Source organism: Gilvimarinus polysaccharolyticus (assembly GCF_001187555.1).
GTDB classification, from domain to species: domain Bacteria; phylum Pseudomonadota; class Gammaproteobacteria; order Pseudomonadales; family Cellvibrionaceae; genus Gilvimarinus; species Gilvimarinus polysaccharolyticus.
On sequence record NZ_LFIJ01000002.1, the window covers coordinates 22,481 to 38,950 of the forward strand.

At 49.4% G+C, this 16,470-nt stretch carries 12 protein-coding genes; 8 read left to right on the forward strand and 4 right to left on the reverse strand.

What is annotated here, in order from left to right:
- Window positions 1-486: 486 nt before the first annotated feature.
- Together GILYN3_RS08795 and GILYN3_RS08800 are read left to right on the forward strand one after the other, a co-directional pair.
- Window positions 487-1,143 (forward strand): hypothetical protein, encoded by a 657-nt coding sequence (locus tag GILYN3_RS08795; RefSeq protein ID WP_049722640.1) that lies wholly within the window; start codon window positions 487-489, stop codon window positions 1,141-1,143.
- 253 nt (window positions 1,144-1,396) lie between these two features.
- Window positions 1,397-1,864 carry a hypothetical protein gene (locus GILYN3_RS08800; protein WP_157484906.1) on the forward strand — a complete coding sequence of 156 codons (468 nt, stop codon included), beginning with the start codon at window positions 1,397-1,399 and terminating at the stop codon, window positions 1,862-1,864.
- A gap of 737 nt (window positions 1,865-2,601) precedes the next feature.
- On the opposite strand, the gene GILYN3_RS08810 is transcribed toward GILYN3_RS08800, so the two are convergent.
- Window positions 2,602-4,452 (reverse strand): choice-of-anchor I family protein, encoded by a 1,851-nt coding sequence (locus GILYN3_RS08810; protein ID WP_049722643.1) that lies wholly within the window; start codon window positions 4,450-4,452, stop codon window positions 2,602-2,604.
- Window positions 4,453-4,670: 218 nt separating this feature from the next.
- Here GILYN3_RS08810 and ettA point away from each other — a divergent pair, with 218 nt between their 5' ends.
- From ettA to GILYN3_RS08835, 4 genes are all read left to right on the forward strand, one after another.
- Window positions 4,671-6,335, forward strand: coding sequence for an energy-dependent translational throttle protein EttA (ettA, locus tag GILYN3_RS08815; protein ID WP_049722644.1), 1,665 nt, complete (start codon window positions 4,671-4,673; stop codon window positions 6,333-6,335).
- Between the two features lie 153 nt (window positions 6,336-6,488).
- Window positions 6,489-6,902 (forward strand): alternative ribosome rescue aminoacyl-tRNA hydrolase ArfB, encoded by a 414-nt coding sequence (arfB, locus tag GILYN3_RS08820; RefSeq protein ID WP_049722645.1) that lies wholly within the window; start codon window positions 6,489-6,491, stop codon window positions 6,900-6,902.
- 337 nt (window positions 6,903-7,239) lie between these two features.
- Entirely contained in the window at window positions 7,240-8,553 is a 1,314-nt protein-coding gene (locus GILYN3_RS08830) for an acetyl-CoA C-acetyltransferase (RefSeq protein WP_049722647.1), read from the forward strand.
- A gap of 14 nt (window positions 8,554-8,567) precedes the next feature.
- Window positions 8,568-10,679, forward strand: a complete 2,112-nt coding sequence (locus GILYN3_RS08835) for a 3-hydroxyacyl-CoA dehydrogenase NAD-binding domain-containing protein (RefSeq protein WP_049722648.1) — start codon at window positions 8,568-8,570, stop codon at window positions 10,677-10,679.
- 167 nt (window positions 10,680-10,846) lie between these two features.
- Here the strand turns inward: GILYN3_RS08835 and GILYN3_RS16715 are convergent, their stop codons facing one another.
- Complete coding sequence (locus GILYN3_RS16715) at window positions 10,847-12,112, reverse strand: substrate-binding periplasmic protein (protein ID WP_198147333.1); 1,266 nt, start codon at window positions 12,110-12,112, stop codon at window positions 10,847-10,849.
- Window positions 12,113-12,418: 306 nt separating this feature from the next.
- Window positions 12,419-12,871 carry a hypothetical protein gene (locus tag GILYN3_RS08845; protein WP_049722650.1) on the reverse strand — a complete coding sequence of 151 codons (453 nt, stop codon included), beginning with the start codon at window positions 12,869-12,871 and terminating at the stop codon, window positions 12,419-12,421.
- Window positions 12,872-13,169: 298 nt separating this feature from the next.
- On the opposite strand from GILYN3_RS08845, the gene nhaD reads away from it, so the two are divergent.
- On the forward strand, window positions 13,170-14,615 hold the full coding sequence (nhaD, locus tag GILYN3_RS08850) for a sodium:proton antiporter NhaD (RefSeq protein ID WP_049722651.1): 1,446 nt from the start codon (window positions 13,170-13,172) through the stop codon (window positions 14,613-14,615).
- 83 nt (window positions 14,616-14,698) lie between these two features.
- Here the strand turns inward: nhaD and GILYN3_RS08855 are convergent, their stop codons facing one another.
- Entirely contained in the window at window positions 14,699-15,607 is a 909-nt protein-coding gene (locus GILYN3_RS08855; protein WP_049722652.1) for an ROK family protein, read from the reverse strand.
- A gap of 134 nt (window positions 15,608-15,741) precedes the next feature.
- Between GILYN3_RS08855 and GILYN3_RS08860 the strand changes: the two genes are divergently transcribed.
- Complete coding sequence (locus tag GILYN3_RS08860) at window positions 15,742-16,095, forward strand: PilZ domain-containing protein (RefSeq protein WP_049722653.1); 354 nt, start codon at window positions 15,742-15,744, stop codon at window positions 16,093-16,095.
- Window positions 16,096-16,470 lie beyond the last annotated feature (375 nt).

Sequence of the window (16,470 nt, forward strand, 5' to 3'; positions counted from 1 at the left end):
TTGGGGCTTCACAATTACCTTCGCATTTACAAAGCTGTCGCCTCATCTATGACATACGTGGGCAAGTGGTATCCGACAATGTGATCGACCAAATTCGTCAAGCTCTTGGTCAAGACTGTATTTTGGAGTTTAAAAGCTGATGGGGATTCAAGCAGTAGTAAAAACGGAAAATCCCAAGAGAGTTGAGTCAGTTTTTGACGAGTTTTTTGGGGAAATTGAGTTTTCCCCTTGAAAATGGTTTCTTCGGACTCTCCATCCCAACAAAAGTCGTTGATACTCTTGGTGAGAGAGCTGTTTTCGGAAAGCTCGCTACTCTGGATCACTATGAGCTTTGGTCGGGCTCTTGGCGTAAACCAAAATCAAAATGGAGGCTATGGTAAAGGTGGCACCTAACAATCGCAGGCACAGCGACGGCTTTTTCGTTGCGGCCTCGCCTTCACTACAAAGCCGCGCGTGCTGCGGGCGTTATAGCCTCAAGAGAATTAAGTGAAGTATTTTAAACTAGTTCTGAAAATCATTGGTGCGGCATTTTTATTGCTTATTGTGTCGTTTGTCGGCCTGCAAGTTTACGCATCAATCGATAAAGAGAGTCACTTCTATACCCGTGGCGCAGAACTGTCTTTGCCAGAGTATTACAGTGACATTGAAAAACAGTACAAAGATAACCCTAATGATTTTCGCTTCTCAGAAAATAATCCGCCGGTCTATGCCCATAGAGTAATGGCCGGGTCTGGAATAGTCATTGGCTACCGCTGGTATAGTAATGGCGATGTAAATACGATAGATGATGGGACGTATGAGAAAATGACTATTTCTCTTGGCGAGCAATCTCAGATCAGCCAAGGAAAATTCAAAATAAGCCACAATGTCAGAGTTATTTCTATACGTGGAGGTGCCGCGTGGCCTACTTCTGCTTGTATTGGTGAGGTAACAAGCGGAGATGTTGCCATACGAGAGATTGGCGGGGAAATTGAAGTTACAGTATTAGGGTACTTCATCCCGGTTCCAAATCAAATAAGCAGTAGTCACTGCGAAGAAAAACAAATGAATATGACTTTTGTAGCAAAAGGAATAAATGTTAATGAGCTATCTACCTTTCAAGGGGCTCCGGGTGATCATCCCTACGATGAAACTTACTGGTAGTTGCTATAACAAGTGTATTCACAATTAGTAGACCCCCTACATCGTTATATTAACGGGTATAAAAGTACTTCACAGGGCAACAAAAAGGATAATTGCAAGCTGTATTCCTTAGGCATATTCAGCTGTGCTGTTTGAAAAAACCTAACAAACATTAAACTTAGGGATAAAATTGAAGTCGACTACTGATTATAGGCTCATCATCATAGCGTCAACATTCTTGATTACTGCACTAGTTTTTAGATTTAACGTTTTTATGACCATAATTCCATTTGAATGCTGGTCAGCCGCAGACATTTGGCTACAGCCGCCTAAAATATTTTCTCCATACTGGCTGTATGTAACCATTTTTTCTTTGTATGCGACGTATGCTTTAATTGAAGCGTATATCGGATTCTTTGTTTCAAAGAGTCTTTTTGTTCGTGTTGTTTCCCCGTTGCTTTTTATCGTCGCCAGCGGGTTTCTTTTAGTGATGTATTGCTTTTGGGTATTTTTTAAAATTGAGAGCGGTGAATTAACGTATATAGATTACCCTATTAAAATTATGAGTATGCCCCCTGCTGAGCAGATTCAAGAGTATCAATCCAAGTATCCCTCTCAAAACGAGATCGTGATTGCAGAGCGATGCGACAAGGGGTTAGCCGTATCTACCATGACCCGCGAAGATTGGGAGCACATATGGAAGATACAAAAAGCTTACAACCAAGGTACACTTAACAACTAACAACTAACAACTAACAACCAACAAAAGAATCTAAAAGGACTTTTAGCGATGACTAAAATAGCCACGTTACTTTTAATACTGAGCTGCACAAGCTGTTTGGTTTTACCTGAAAAAGACCAAACACAAGACTATCGATGCGCATTATCAACCGATAGAAACGTACTAAAATTAGTGAATTTAACCGATGGAGATACTACGTTTTACGAGTGGAACGATGAGGTATTGGCAGTCATCACCGTTCCCACATCGGCTATAATTTCAGCCAGCTATGTGTTGGTTAATAACATCTATCATATAGGTGAAAAGCAAATAAAGTGTAAGCAATAAACAGCAGATACTATGGGCAATTTTAGACATTGGCGATAAAAGCCAAATAAGGTACTCATTAAGCACCCAAATTATCTAAAATTATAATAAGGAGAGTAGAGGCGTATGCCCGCAGGCTCAATACCAAAAAAGACCAACCGCGCCACTCTACGCTTTAATCATCGCAGCTGATAGCGCTTTACTGCTTTATTTTTATACAGTTACCGGCGGTAAGATGCATTGGCTGCAAAAAGGTTTTGCATTAACAATGTTTAAACGAGAAACGACACCGGCACAAAGGTATCTACCGCACATTAAAAGACGCCTTTAAATAACAAACCTCGCCCAATAAAAATCAACTAAAGACAAAAAAATAGAGCGCCGACTCAAGCCGGCGCCCTATTTTTATTTAACATTTAAAACCAAGCGACTTAATCGAACGCTTGCACAACGGTATACACTGCCGTGCTGCCACTCACTTCATTGCCCACCACCACTAAGGCATCGTTGGTCGGTGAATCTTCGGGCGAGATAAACACCAAGCCCTCTGGACCAAGATCACCAACGCTGGCCAAAACAGTTTCGGCGTCCTCGGTGACCCAGTCTTCGCGAGTGTTTAAGTAATCTTGGAACACTGGGGCATCGGGGTTGCTAATGTCGTACACCAACACGCCGCCCATGCGCTCAAGCCCAACAAAAACAAAGGTTTTCTCACCGATACCACCAATGGCCAAGCCTTCTGGTTCGGGGCCTTTGGCATCGCTGCGGCTATCAAGGCTACTGCCCTCATCGTGGGCGCTGTTAAAAAAGTCTTTACAAGGAATGTCGCGCGTTGCGCTTAACATACAGGCGTCACTTGCCAAGAATTGCTCGATGGCATCGCCCGAATCCCACACTTGCTGCCCCTCATCATCCCAAATGGTAAATGAGCGTGCGCCGTAGCTGTAAAGGTTGTCATACATTAGACGGTCGCCATCGGTCGACTCGTTACCCGCAGCATCAAACATGACCGGGGAGCCGTCGGCGTTTTTGCGGTAGCCCTCGGTCCAGGTAATGTTTAAACGGCCCAGCATTTCATCGTCGCGACAATCACCCGGATCACCGGCGGTGGCACCACAGTAGCTAAAGGTGGTTGGGTTAAGTAAGGCGCCGGCTGCAAGCGTGCGCAATTGCGGTGGTAAATCGTCACCAGCCCGGCGATCAAAACCGTCTTTATGCACTAAATGCTTAACGCGAAACTCTTCGACAAAACCTTTGCTGGCGTCGCCTGCCCAGTAGTCGTCATTGTCTTCACCCCAAGCGCGGGCATCGCCTTCGTTAGCGGTAACCAAGTAGGTCATACCGTTAACCTCATAGGCCGCCATCGCATCGGGCAAGTAAAGGCCACGCACGCCGGGCCAGGCGTTAATCTCTACCGGGCCTTCGTCGCTGGCATCAAAGCCGTTGCCGGTAACGCTGTGATCTTTGTAACCGAGTGAAATAATTTGCTGCACGCTGGCCGAGGTAATATCAATTCGGGCAATGGCGTTGTTCTCTTGCAGTACAACCCAAGCGGTTTCGCTGTCTGATGATACGGCAATGTATTCAGGCTCTAGGTCCTGAGCAACGCTGGCGTTAGGGCCATAAATGCGTACGCCATCGGCGCGCAATACATCCGCCTGCGCATTAAACGCCACAAAATCTGCAAGGCTAGCGCTAGGGTTGGCCATATCTGAAATGTCGATAATGGCTACCGAGCCCTCGGGGTCGATGCTGTAATCATCGTTTGGCTCGCCTTCGTTGGCGGCCAGCACGTAGTTACCGTCTGGAGTAAAGATCAGCATATCGGGCTGAGCACCTACCATCACACTTGAGATCATCGATAGGTCATCGGCGTGGTACAGGGCAACGGCGCCGCTGTCGGTTTTTATATCTGCCTCAATGGCAACCGCTACAACGCCGTCTTTCACGGCTACCGAGTTCACTTCACCGCCGGCCAAAACACTACCGGCTTCGATCGTGTCAATTAAGCTCGGGTTGGCAGGGCTAGACATGTCCAACACATCCAACATACCTTTTTCGGCATTCACGACAAACAAACGCTGACTTGCGGCGTCGTAAGCGGGAATCTCGGCGGCGCTTTCGTCAAACTGGCCGGCGCTGTAGCGGCCAGCAAACTCAAGCGATACAGATACAGGGGTTTCTACCACCGGGGTATCGATGTTGTTATCGTCGTCACTGCCACAACCTACCATTGCGAGGGTACTGCAGGCGGCTAAGATGTAAGGGAAACGCTTTCTCATGGCAAACTCCAAGGGGTCATTGTGCGCATGAGACTACTGAGCGATTGTTACAAGTTTGTGGCGAGTATTAATTCTAGTGCCACCAAGACGGGTGAGTTGTTCGCTTATCGACCATAAAAGATTGAATTAAACCGCGCCTTTAGGTACCTTGCCCGCTTATCTCAAATCGGCCGTATTCGGCCCATCCGCCCGCTGGCGACCAGCAAGAGGCAAGCTAAATGGCACAGTACGTTTATACAATGAATCGGGTGGGAAAAGTTGTCCCGCCTAAGCGTGAAATACTAAAAGACATTTCTTTGTCGTTTTTCCCCGGCGCCAAGATCGGCGTATTGGGCTTAAACGGCTCGGGTAAATCCACCCTGCTGCGTATTATGGCTGGCGTAGATACCGATTTTAACGGTGAAGCGCGCCCCATGCCCGATATTAAAATCGGCTATTTACCGCAAGAGCCCGTGCTAGACCCCGCCAAAGACGTGCGCGGCAATGTGGAAGACGGCATGCGCGAGGCCGTGGATGCGCTGGCCGAGCTCGAAGGTATTTATGCCGCTTACGCTGAGCCCGATGCCGACTTTGACGAGCTGGCTAAAAAACAGGCGCGCTGTGAAGACATTATTCAGGCGTGGGATGCGCACAACCTAGATCACACTTTAGAAATCGCCGCCGATGCGTTGCGCCTACCGCCGTGGGACGCCGACGTCACTAAACTCTCTGGTGGTGAGCGCCGCCGTGTGGCCCTGTGCCGCCTGTTGCTGTCGCGCCCCGATATGCTGCTGCTGGACGAACCCACCAACCACTTGGATGCCGAGAGCGTCCATTGGCTAGAGCAGTTTTTGCAAAACTTTAGCGGCACCGTGGTGGCTATTACCCACGATCGCTACTTCCTCGATAACGCCGCAGGCTGGATTTTGGAGCTGGATCGCGGTTACGGTATTCCGTACGAGGGCAACTACTCGAACTGGCTTGAGACCAAAGAGAAACGTTTAGAGCAAGAAGCCAAAAGTGAAGCCTCGCATCAAAAAGCGATTAAAGCCGAGCTGGAGTGGGTACGCACCAACCCCAAAGGCCGCCAAGCCAAAAGCAAAGCACGTTTGGCCCGCTTTGATGAGCTGCAATCGCAAGAGTTTCAAACCCGTAATGAAACTAACGAGATCTACATTCCGCCGGGCGAACGCTTGGGCGATAAAGTCATCGAGCTTGAAAATGTCAGTAAAGGCTACGGCGAACGCCTGCTGATCGACAACCTTACGCTAAACATTCCCAAAGGTGCGGTGGTGGGTATTGTCGGCGGTAACGGTGCGGGTAAATCAACCTTGTTCCGTATGCTTGCCGGCACCGAGCAACCCGACAGCGGCACGATTACCTTAGGTGAAACCGTTAACGTCGCCTATGTAGAGCAGAGCCGCGAAAACCTAGAAGACAAAAAGACCGTCTGGGAGGCGATCTCTGAAGGGCAGGATATTCTGCGCATCGGCAACTACGAAGTTCCTAGCCGCTCGTACGTGGGCCGCTTTAACTTTAAAGGCTCGGACCAACAAAAACGTGTGGGAGAGTTATCCGGTGGTGAGCGCGGCCGCTTACATTTGGCCAACACGCTAAAGCAAGGCGCCAACGTTTTGCTGCTGGATGAACCGTCAAACGATTTGGACATTGAAACCCTGCGCGCGCTGGAAGATGCGATTCTCGCCTTCCCCGGTTGCGTAATGGTTATCTCGCACGACCGCTGGTTCCTCGACCGTATCGCCACCCATATTTTGGCTTACGAGGGCGATTCTGAAGCGGTATTCTTTGAGGGTAACTACACCGATTACCACGAAGACTTTGTTAAGCGCAAAGGTAACGATGCGCAGCCTAAGCGGGTTAAATATAAGCCGTTAAAAGGCTAATCCCACAAAGCCACGAGCACTGCAACGGTGCTCGCGGCTTGCCTTTACCCCAAGCACTATAAGCCCCATCACAAAAACACATCAGCTTTGCCTTTTGATTTTAGCCAATTAAAGTCACTTTCTTTTAAACGCCCATTACGATACTTTAGCCCCATGCTATTTATCACCAACAATATACAAATCGCCGACTGGGAAATCGAATTAACCGCGATTCGCGCCCAAGGTGCCGGCGGCCAAAACGTTAATAAAGTCTCCAGTGCGATGCACCTACGATTTGATATCCGGCGATCTACCTTGCCTGATGCTTATAAAGAACAGCTGCTTAACATGACCGATCAGCGCATCACCAAAGATGGCGTAATTGTGATTAAAGCGCAGCAGCATCGCACCCAAGAGCAAAACCGTGCCGATGCCTTAGCGCGCTTGCAGGCAATGGTGCAGCAAGCGGGTAAGCAGCGCAAAGTACGCCGCCCCACCAAACCCTCGCGCGGTTCGCAATTAAAGCGGATGGACAAAAAAACCAAACACGGTCGCACTAAACAGTTGCGTGGCAAAGTCGACTTATAAACCTCGCAGCGGTACCCAATAGGTAAAATGAATCCCGCCATTTAAAGCGGGCACAGCACACTTACAGGTAAATATTACAAAAAATTTTACCCCAAATGCCCCTACAGATCGCTTTGGCGCCCAAACAGCTGGCCAAACAGCCAAAACCCTCATGACACACACGATTGCCAGTAAAATGTCGCTGGCACCAATCCTGCTACCTTTACCACACGCCATAGTATATATAGGCTATATGTTAAGGCCGCGAGCAGCCCCTATGGGGCGGCCGACCGATGCATAATCAGGGTTTTGCTGCCATACTGAAACTCTGTCAGTGGACAACCAAAAAGGAACCTCTATGAGCTTGCACACCCAAGCCAGCACTAATGGCGGACGCCCGGTCTATATCGTAGATGGGGCCCGTACTCCGTTTATTAAAGCGCGTGGTAAACCCGGCCCCTTCACCCCTGTCGATTTAGCCGTACAAGCAGGCCGCCCTTTACTACTGCGCCAGCCGGTAGCGGCTGAGCATTTTGATCGAGTGATTTTAGGCTGTGTTAACGTCATTGCTGCCGAGATGAACCCCGCACGGATTGCCGCATTGCGTTTAGGTTTGGGCGAAACCATGCCCGCCTTTACCATGCAAATAAACTGCGGCTCGGGGATGCAATCTGTTGAAACCGCGTTTCGCTACATTAGCGAAGGCAATGACGATCTCATTCTAGCCGGCGGCGCCGAAGCGCTCAGCCACGCCCCTCTGATTTTGCAAGATGAAGCCACCCAATGGCTTGCAGGGCTGGGGCAAGCGCGCTCGCTGCCCGCCAAGCTGAAGCATTTACTCAAGCTCAAACCCGGCTACTTTAAGCCCGAGATCAGCCTTAAAAAAGGCCTGACCGACCCGGTGGTGGAGCTAAACATGGGCCAAACTGCCGAGGTGGTCGCCAACCTATTTAACATTAGCCGAACCGACGCCGATGCCTACGCCGTACGTAGCCATTTGCGGTTAGCCCAGGCCCAAAAAGAGGGCTGGCTCGACAACGAAGTGGTTCCCTTAGTTGCCAACGACGGCAGCGTGTATAGCAGTGATGATGGCGTGCGCCCAGACAGCTCAGTCGAGCACTTGGCAAAGCTTAAACCAGTATTCGAGCGGCCCTACGGTAAAGTGACAGCCGGTAATAGCTCGCAAATTACCGACGGCGCCTCCTGGTTAATTCTTGCCTCGGAAGAGGCCGTTAAAAAATACAACCTTAAACCCAAGGCTGTTATTGTCGACAGTGAGTGGTCGGGGCTTGAGCCCGAGATCATGGGGCTGGGGCCCGCAGTAAGTGTTGGCCGGCTCGCGCTGCGCAATCAGATGAGCCTCGATGACATTGAGCTGCTAGAGCTTAATGAAGCGTTCTCGGCGCAAGTATTGGGCTGCTTAGCCGCTTGGAACGATAAAGACTTTTGTCACGGCGTATTCGGCATCGACACCGTATTGGGTGAGTTTGATCACGAGCGACTCAATATTGATGGCGGCGCCATTAGCCTTGGCCACCCTGTCGGCACCAGTGGCAACCGGATTCTGTTGCATCTTATGCACGCGCTAGAGCGAAAAGGCCTTAAGCGCGGCATTGCCACACAATGTATCGGCGGTGGCCAAGCCGGCGCCATGCTAATAGAAATGCTCTAAGCCAGGAGAAACTTATGAACGGATTAGTACTAAAGACCCTGAGCGACCGGGCAAAAGCCATCGGCCCTTTTAGCGATACCAGTAGCCATGTGGCCACCGCATGGCAACACTGGCAGTTACGTGTCGACAACGACGGCGTTGCCTGGTTGATGTTTGATTGCGCAGAGGCCGAAGTAAACGTCCTGTCGCAAACCGCCCTTAAAGAACTTGATGAAGTGGTGATGGCTCTTGAGGCAGACAAGCCCAAAGCTTTAGTGTTGCGCTCGGCAAAAATTAGCAGTTTTTGTGTCGGTGCAGACATTAAAGAGTTTGGCCAAATCGATACCTTAGAAGCCGCACGCGACAAATTAAACGCCGCTCACGCGGTAGCCAATCGTTTTGCCGCGTTGCCTTTTACCAAAGTCGCGGTGATACACGGCCACTGTTTTGGTGGCGGGCTTGAGCTAGCGCTAGTATGCGACTACCGCGTTGGAGTATCGGGCGCAAGTTTTGGCTTTCCTGAAATATTATTAGGTTTACATCCGGGGCTTGGCGGCACCGGCCGCAGTGTCGAGCTGATCGATCCGGTTGAAGCTATGACGATGATGCTTACTGGTAAAACTGTGCATGACAAGCGCGCTAAAAGCTTAGGGCTTATTGATGCCCTAGTGCCCGAGCGTCATGTCTACGGTGCCATAGAGGCCGCCATTAACGGCAAGCTTAAGCACAAACAGCCCAATCTTAAAACCAAACTAATGAACTCCGGCCCGGCGCGCAAATTTATTGCCAAAAAAATGCGCGAGCAAGCCGCCGCTAAGGCATCACCTGCTCACTACCCCGCCCCAGAAAAGTTAATTGCTTTGTGGGAAGACGCGGGCGGTGATCCGCAAAAAATGCTGGCTGCCGAGGTAGACTCGTTTTCTGAGCTGTTACTGACCGACACCTCACGCAACTTGGTTCGGGTTTTCTTTTTGCAAGAAAAAATGAAAAAGCTCGCCAGCAGTATTGAAGGGGTAGAGAAAGCAAAACACATCCACGTTATTGGCGCGGGTGCCATGGGCGGAGACATCGCCGGCTGGTGTGCACTGCAAGGATTAACCGTCACTTTGTTTGATATGAAGGCCGAGATTATCGGCAAAGCTGTAGCTCGCACCGCCAAATTGTGCGACCGTAAACGTCTGAGCCCTGCAGCCAAACGCGCCGTACTCGACCGTTTGACTCCAGACTTAACTCACGAAGGTGCACGCCATGCAGATATCGTGATTGAGGCTGTGCCAGAAAAAATCGAAATCAAACGGCAGGTGTACAACCAGGTCGAGCCACTGCTAAAAGAAGGGGCTATTCTGGCCACCAACACCTCTAGCATTCCGCTGGATGACTTGCAGCAAGAGCTTCAAGACCCAAGTCGCTTAGTAGGCCTACACTTTTTTAATCCCGTATCTCAGATGCAATTATTAGAGATTGTACGCCACAGTAAATTGAGCGATGCCACCTACCAAAAAGCACTGGCGTTTGCGGGGCAAATTAAACGCCTGCCAACCCCCGTTACCGGCACACCGGGATTTTTGGTCAACCGCGCATTAACGCCTTATTTATTAGAGGCTATGGTACTGATGGACGAGGGCATCGCCCCAGAAACCATCGACCGCGCCGCAGAGAAATTTGGCATGCCTATGGGGCCAATCGAGCTGGCCGATGTGGTTGGGCTGGACATTTGTATGGGTGTCGCCGAAATGCTTAATGCCGGCCTCAAACAGCCAATGCCTGCCGTACCAAAATGGCTAGCCGATAAAGTCGCCAAAGGTGATTTAGGTAAGAAAACCGGTAAAGGCTTATACACGTGGGAGAAAGGCAAAGCCAAAAAAGCGGACAACCCCGCCACCGGCCCAGATAACCTTACCGACCGGTTATTATTGCCGATGCTAAACACCTGTATGGCCTGTTTACGTGAAGGAGTCATTGACGACGCCGATTTGCTTGATGGCGCCATGATTTTTGGCACCGGCTTTGCGCCTTTCCGGGGCGGTCCAATGCATTACAGCCAAGCTCGCGATTATGATGCAATTAAAGCTGAACTGGAAAAGTTAACCGAGCAACATGGCGAACGTTACACCCCAGACGCCGGCTGGCTGACTAAATCGGATTGAGGTATCAATTGAACTCAAAGCTCTAACCATTAACGGGTAAGCACATTGTGCTTACCCATTAATGTTATGTATGGCGCAGGCCTAAACAAACCAAGTTAAAATAAAACAATACGAAAAAAAAACCGGAGAGCTTCTACCTACCATCAAAAGCAGGTCGTTATCAGAGGTTAAAGAAAGTTCTTACCGTCACCCTCTGATGCATGCAGTACACGCTCAACATCAACACCTAACGTAATCACGCCTGCGGCTGTAGCATCGAGCAGTAACGGTAGACTTATCTGCACCTGAAAACGGTGACTGGAACTGTCGAACACCACCTCATCAAAAAACCACTGCCCGGCCGGCTGAGCGATTCCATGACGAAACTTAAGCTCGTCACCTTGCCAGTAATCCGAGCTGTAAGGCACTGCCGCAACGTTCATTCCGCGCCCGCCAGTAATAATAATTTCGCTGATATAGCTCGAAGTATCGCCGTCATACCACTGCGTCAATTCACGCATTAAGTCGGATGACAACATTTGATCGAGAGATTCTATATCTGTTTTTTGGTAAGCGGTACGCCAGTGATGATCGAGCTGCTGAATGTCCGGTTCAGTCAAGCCAGCACGTTTTAAATTGTACTTAGCCAACACTTGCGCCAACGTAGGCGAGACCAGCCAGCGATTGACCACAGGTTCAATACGCTGCCGAATAATCGTCTTCTCTTGGGAACTTAAAGTAAAACCATCCGGTGCGCAAAAGGGTATTTGTTTATTAAAGCTGGATAAGAAATCACTATTGCTCGCCAAAAAATCTTGGCCCATATAAACACCCAACGGCACATAGCGAAAGAACGTTGCTTGATACCGGCTTGGCGCTATACTCAGAACATTAGCAGCCTCGATAAAGTGCTTGTGATCAGCCAAAATCACATCTACTCGGCCGGCAAACAAAAGTTTAATTAGCTGCGGTAAGTCTTGGGCCCCTAATGCCGTGTTATGGCCATTCAGCTCGTACCATAATTGCTGTGGGCTACCCAGTATGGCGCCTATACGCAAGCTACTTGGATCGACATCGACCGACGTGCCAGCACGACTAAACCAATACCATTTTTCCAGTATCAGCGGGTCGGTCAGGCTCGCGTATTTATCAACTTGTGGATCTGACATGGCGGTAAAAAAACCATCGGATACGCCAGTTAACACCTCTTGCTGTACTCGCCGCCAAGGCTGGACATGCATACTTACTTCGTAAGGTAGTCGAGCAAACACACAGCGGACTAAATCGGCCGATTGCCCCAGACTACTCGGTGTTTTAACGGCACTATTGGCTGCGGGGATATTGGTACCCAACACTACCCGCACTATCGGCGAGTCACTTTGGACGGCGGCAGTACCATAACAACAAAAAAATAGAGGGATTAACCATAACATTTGAGGCAGTTTTATAATCATCCGGCTTTTACCCTTAATACCGGCGTGCCTATTGTTAACAGCTAATGATACAACGCTAAGCTCTATAGGATATTGACAATAAAAGCTTAAGCTGTGAGTCATTTAGGTTTAGCGGCACGACCTGTACCAGAGTATAGCAGCCAAAATACAAAACACACATGCACAGACGTTGGGTCGATTGGCAATTAAAAGCTTGAGAGAAATGATAAAACAAAGCAGCGCGACACAAATTAGAGCCGCGCTTTTAGGAGGTAGAAGCTTAAATTAAGAGTTAAATAGAGGCTTAGGTATTTAACCACTTAAGAATTAAGTGATTCGCTTAATTTGTGGAGAAAAGTGCCACTCTTCTAGACCAACAGGCACGTCCGTTGGCAGCCCCAACAAGAATATGCCCACTTCGCTGATTCGCCCCCGCGCTTCAATTGTGACGCTGCCGTTAAGCAATGCACTTTTATAAACGCCTGGCTTACAGAGATCGACCAAAACGGTTTTCTCACCTTTTTGATCGGTGTAACGTAAAGCCAGTTGCAGCGGATGCTGGCTACCTTGAGGTAATCGCAACCACACAGCCAACTCAAAAACGCCGCTCCAATTACCCGCAGGCTGCCAGCTGGCGTGAGTACTAAGACTGGATACAGGAACATCGGCAATTCGTTTATCGCGCTTGCCAATTGAAGGCCTTGCGGGGGGAACAGCCATCGCGCCAGCATGGCGCAGTGTTTCGGTAGCAGCTTGTGGATTTTTACGATTAAACAACATGGCGAACTCCAGCACAGGTGTTATGTTTTGACTGAGGCCACCTTAGCACTAGCGCTTAGCCTAAAATGTGATTCAGCCTGCATTGTGCAACCTGCCGCCTTACTAACAGCACACAATGCACCCAATCTGTGGATGGTAGCGCTTACATTGTTATATACCGCCTTAAATTTACGCTGCCAAGACACTACCCGCTACTCTTGAAGGCTCACTATGGTAGTATACGCGCGCGTAAATGGTGTACTTGGGCTTTAAGCCCCTGCCCGCGCATCCCGTCAAAAACTAAAACCTGGTAGCCACGATGTCTAACCTACACTCCCGCGTGCTTGCGATACTGGGGATATGTTTGTGTGTCATATCGCCCGCAGCATTCGCCAATACTGGCGAGATCAACCTAACCCGCTCTGGGGTTGGTTATATTGCCTTAATACTTTTCTGCATTGCTTATGTTGTTGTAATGCTGGAGGAGAAACTTCACCTGCGAAAATCCAAACCTGTGCTAATTGCCGCGGGTATTATTTGGATGCTAATCGGCTGGGTATACACTCAAGCGGGGCTATCTCACGAAGCCGAGCACGCCTTCCGTGAGACGTTGTTGGAATTTGCCGAGCTGTTACTATTTTTGTTAGTTGCCATGACCTACATCAACGCGCTAGAGGAGCGTCGTCTATTTGACGTGCTACGCGCCTGGATGGTGCGCAAAGGCTTTAACTACAAAACCTTATTTTGGTTAACTGGGTTTTTAGCATTTTTTATCTCGCCCATCGCCGACAACCTAACCACTGCACTATTAATGTGCGCGGTAATCATTAAAGTCGCAGGCGACGACAAGAAGTTTATTAACTTATGCTGCATTAACGTTGTGGTAGCGGCCAATGCTGGCGGCGCCTTTAGCCCCTTTGGCGATATCACCACGCTAATGGTATGGCAGGCGGGTATTGTGCAGTTTGAGGAGTTTTTAGCGCTGTTTTTACCATCACTGGTGAACTTCCTAATCCCCGCCATCATCATGAGCTTTTTTGTTGCCAATCGTAAGCCCCATGCAATCGGTGAAGATGTTGTCCTTAAACGCGGCGCGTTGCGTATTTTAACGCTGTTTCTACTTACCGTTGCCACCGCAGTACTGTGTCACCTATTACTCCATCTGCCGCCGGTACTAGGCATGATGACAGGCTTGGGTTATTTACAATTTTTTGGCTACTTTTTACGTCGCACCTTACCTGGCTCATTGGCGCGCAAGCGTGCAGTAGCCGAGCGTGCAGGCGACCAACAAGCGCTAGAGCGGTTGGGGGGAGTGGTTCCATTTGATGTATTTAATCGAGTTGCTCGTGCTGAGTGGGACACCTTGCTGTTCTTCTACGGGGTGGTCATGTGCGTAGGCGGATTAGGTTATATGGGCTATTTGGCCTATATGTCCGACCTACTTTACAGCGGTGTTGGCGCGACCCAAACCAACATTATTCTAGGCCTTGCATCGGCGGTTATTGATAACATTCCGGTGATGTTTGCGGTACTCACAATGGAGCCCGAAATGTCGCACGGCCACTGGCTGCTGATCACCCTAACCGCTGGCACCGGCGGTAGCTTGCTGTCTATCGGCTCGGCCGCGGGTGTCGCACTAATGGGTCAGGCGCGGGGGATGTACACATTTTTTGGTCACTTAAAATGGACTCCCGTGATCGCCCTTGGTTATGCTGCCAGCGTCGCGCTACACCTTTGGCTAAATGCGGCAATGTTTGATCATTAATTAAACTGTACCGCCCATCCAATAAAAAGCCCCGCATTTATGCGGGGCTTTTTATTGGGCGATATGTAATGCTCTCGTGTAGGCTACAGTGGATTTAACCAGGCTGCACCACGCACACCACTAGAGTCGCCATGTTTGGCCTGTAGAATCGGGGTGTCACACTCACCGCCAAACACATAACGCGGCAATCTATCGGGCAGCTCATCGTAAATAGCCACAATGTTTGATGCGCCTCCACCAATCACAATCGCATCTGGGTCCAGCACGTTAATCACCCCAGCAAAGGCACGGGCCAAATGCTCCATATAAATATCCATTACCTGCAGAGCGTTACCGTCACCGCCTTCACATGCAGCAAGAATCTCTACCCCCGTTAAACTCGCCCCCGTAAGCAAGCGATATGTTTCGGTCAGACCTGTGCCAGACACAAACCGTTCTTGGCAACCAAAGCGACCGCAGTAGCAAGAGCGTTCACTTAACTGAGCCTGCTCGGTCCAAGGCAATGAATTATGTCCCCACTCCCCCCCGACACCATTTGGTCCGGTCAAAGGCGCTGTTCGATAGCAAACACCACCGCCACAACCGGTACCTAAAATAGCGGCAAACACCAGATCGTATTCGGCACCGGCACCATCCGTGGCCTCAGACACCGCAAAACAGTTGGCATCGTTAGTCACCATCACCTGGCGCTTAAGCCGCAATGAGATATCCTCTTGCAGCTGCTGACCATTCAACCACGTCGAGTTAGCATTCTTAACTCGTCCGGTCTTACGTGACACCGTACCAGGAATCCCTAAACCTACCGGTAAGTCGCTGGCACCTACCGCCGTTTCAGCATCCTCAACCAACTGGGCAATATCGTCCAAGGTGCGCGGGTAATCATCGCGATAAGTCGGAATACGCTTACGATAAAGCTCCTCGCTAATGCTGTTTAGCACAATCACTTCGGTTTTAGTACCGCCGAGGTCAATACCCACTCTGTATTGCGTCATAGTCGTCCCACTTAAAAAATTGAGCTGTATTGCCCGCACTTAATAAAATGCCATTATAACAGTCGGCAAGTACCGCTTAAATCTACTACACTGGAGCGACGCAATCCCAGATACAACCACAGCGGGCATACCTTATGACCGATTCAGACCGTCGCCACTTTCAGCGTATTCCGTTTCATACCGATGTCAGCTTGTCTCAGGCCGGTTTTCACTGGCACGCTCAACTGTTGGACATCTCTCTTAAAGGATTACTGATACAAGGCCCCCTACCGCCAGAGGTGGACACCAGCGCCATGATACGCGCCGAAATCTCATTATCAGAACTGCAAGATATTTGCATGCAAGTTGAAGTAGCCCACCACGATAACAACTGCATTGGGCTTAACAGTATCTCGATTGATGTGGTTAGTATCCGTCACCTGCGGCGCTTGGTCGAACTAAACATCGGCGCTGAGGCTGCCGAGCGGGAACTGCATGAGCTGCTGTAACAACTTCAAGCTACTAAAGTCTAACCCCGTGCAGTCTTAACCAATACGGTATTAGCTACTAGCCATACATCTCACTGCGAGCTGTTGTGTGTACCATCTAAAATACCAACGATGGCTTTATTTAAAGTACCTTAGCCGCAGCCAAACGTTTTAGTTTCGCTGCTAAAAGTAACCGGCTTATCAATTTTTGCGGTACTGACAAAACAATAAGGGTATCCCATCACAACCGGCGAGCCGCAGTTATTACCTTCTTTTAAAGCATTACATCATTTAAGCGAAAATACTGCATCAAGGGCAAGTCTATTGGACTTTACTTACATTACCGCAGAGTCATTTATACCCCAGCTTATTCTAAGAATTAGAAACCGTGATGAA

Bases quoted from the DNA above. Each gene is read 5' to 3' on its own strand.
- GILYN3_RS08845 (WP_049722650.1), bottom strand. From the start codon at position 12,871: ATGTTGTTTAATCGTAAAAATCCACAAGCTGCTACCGAAACACTGCGC.
- GILYN3_RS16715 (WP_198147333.1), bottom strand. From the start codon at position 12,112: ATGATTATAAAACTGCCTCAAATGTTATGGTTAATCCCTCTATTTTTT.
- GILYN3_RS08810 (WP_049722643.1), bottom strand. From the start codon at position 4,452: ATGAGAAAGCGTTTCCCTTACATCTTAGCCGCCTGCAGTACCCTCGCA.
- GILYN3_RS08835 (WP_049722648.1), top strand. From the start codon at position 8,568: ATGAACGGATTAGTACTAAAGACCCTGAGCGACCGGGCAAAAGCCATC.
- nhaD (WP_049722651.1), top strand. From the start codon at position 13,170: ATGTCTAACCTACACTCCCGCGTGCTTGCGATACTGGGGATATGTTTG.
- arfB (WP_049722645.1), top strand. From the start codon at position 6,489: ATGCTATTTATCACCAACAATATACAAATCGCCGACTGGGAAATCGAA.
- GILYN3_RS08830 (WP_049722647.1), top strand. From the start codon at position 7,240: ATGAGCTTGCACACCCAAGCCAGCACTAATGGCGGACGCCCGGTCTAT.
- GILYN3_RS08860 (WP_049722653.1), top strand. From the start codon at position 15,742: ATGACCGATTCAGACCGTCGCCACTTTCAGCGTATTCCGTTTCATACC.
- GILYN3_RS08800 (WP_157484906.1), top strand. From the start codon at position 1,397: ATGACCATAATTCCATTTGAATGCTGGTCAGCCGCAGACATTTGGCTA.
- GILYN3_RS08855 (WP_049722652.1), bottom strand. From the start codon at position 15,607: ATGACGCAATACAGAGTGGGTATTGACCTCGGCGGTACTAAAACCGAA.
- ettA (WP_049722644.1), top strand. From the start codon at position 4,671: ATGGCACAGTACGTTTATACAATGAATCGGGTGGGAAAAGTTGTCCCG.